Source organism: Actinoplanes couchii, from assembly GCF_016862075.1.
GTDB classification, from domain to species: Bacteria; Actinomycetota; Actinomycetes; order Mycobacteriales; family Micromonosporaceae; genus Actinoplanes; species Actinoplanes couchii.
Map to the genome: position 1 here is coordinate 1 of NZ_BOMG01000184.1, position 1402 is coordinate 1402.

Genomic DNA, 1402 nt, shown 5'->3' on the forward strand with positions numbered 1-1402 from the left:
CTACTTGTTTCATTGAAGTACGACCGCAGCCCGGCCAGGCTTGGTCGAGGTGACCGGTGGGATCGCTCGCTCGCGGCTGTCCACCGCAGCTCTGGTGTGACTCACTCATGGCATGCGCCTGCCGGTCACCGCGGCGCGGAGTGGCTCAAGAGGGGTATGCCCAGCTCAAAGTAGCGCTGCCCTCCCGCCGATACCCATCGTTGGTTCGAGGGAGAGGCAAGCACATGGGCCAGGTCATCATCGGCGTAGACCCGCACAAACGCTCCGCGACCATCGAGGTCATCGACCAGCGCGAACGCGTCCAGGGCAAGGGCCGGTTCGGCACCGACAGCGACGGCTACCAGGCGATGCTCGCCGCCGGCCGCAAACACGGCGTCCGGACCTGGGCGGTCGAAGGCTGCAGCGGCATCGGCCGACACGTCGCCCAGCGCCTGGTCGCCGACGGCGAGACCGTCCTGGACGTGCCGGCGAAGCTGTCCGCCCGGGCCCGGGTGTTCTCCACCGGCCAAGGCCGCAAAACCGACCCCGTCGACGCGCACAGCGTCGCCGTCGTAGCCCTGCGCACCCCCGACCTGCGACAGGTCACCGCCGACGACACCACCGTGGCACTACGGCTACTCGTCGACCGCCGCGACCAGCTCGGCCGTACCCGCACCGAGATCGTGTCCCGGCTGCACCACCTGCTGCTGGAACTGGTCCCCGGCGGGGCGAAGAAGTTCCTGTCCGCGCAGCAGGCCCGCGCTCTGCTCAACACCGTCCGGCCGCGTGACGTCGTCGGCAAGACCCGCCGCTGGCTGGCCTCCGAACTGATCCACGAACTCGTGACCATCGACAAGAAGATCAAGGTTGCGAACGCCGAGTTGACCGAGCTCGTCGTCTCGACCGGCAGCACGCTGCAGGAACTGCACGGGATCGGGCCGTCCGGCGCCGCACGCCTGATCGGGGACATCGGCGACGTCAGCCGGTTCACCAGCCGCGGTCACTTCGCGTCCTGGAACGGCACCGCCCCGATCGACGCGTCCTCCGGCGACCAGAACCGGCACCGCCTGTCGCGCGCCGGTAACCGGCGCATCAACCGGGTCCTGCACATCATGGCCGTCGTCCAGCTGCGCAACGACACCGAAGGACGCCGCTACTACCGGCGCAAACTCGCCGAGGGCAAGACCACCATGGAGGCCATGCGCGCCCTGAAACGCCGGCTGTCCGACGTCGTCTACCGGCAGATGGCCGCCGACGCCAAACGGCACAGGACGGGCCCGGGAGGACAAGCGGGGGCGACTCTGCAATCCAGCGCGGCCGACCCAAACCCCCAGGTCGACACTTCGGAGAAGTCACTTCCCGGACCCGCCGAAGACCACCGTAGAACACCGCTCCTCACCGCCTCTTGACACAGAGGGGTGCC

1 protein-coding gene is annotated in these 1402 nt (G+C 68.8%); it reads left to right on the forward strand.

Annotated elements, in window-relative coordinates:
- Positions 1 to 224 precede the first annotated feature (224 nt).
- A complete protein-coding gene (locus tag Aco03nite_RS52395; protein WP_203810774.1) occupies positions 225 to 1388 on the forward strand; it encodes an IS110 family RNA-guided transposase in 1164 nt (387 codons plus the stop codon).
- Positions 1389 to 1402 lie beyond the last annotated feature (14 nt).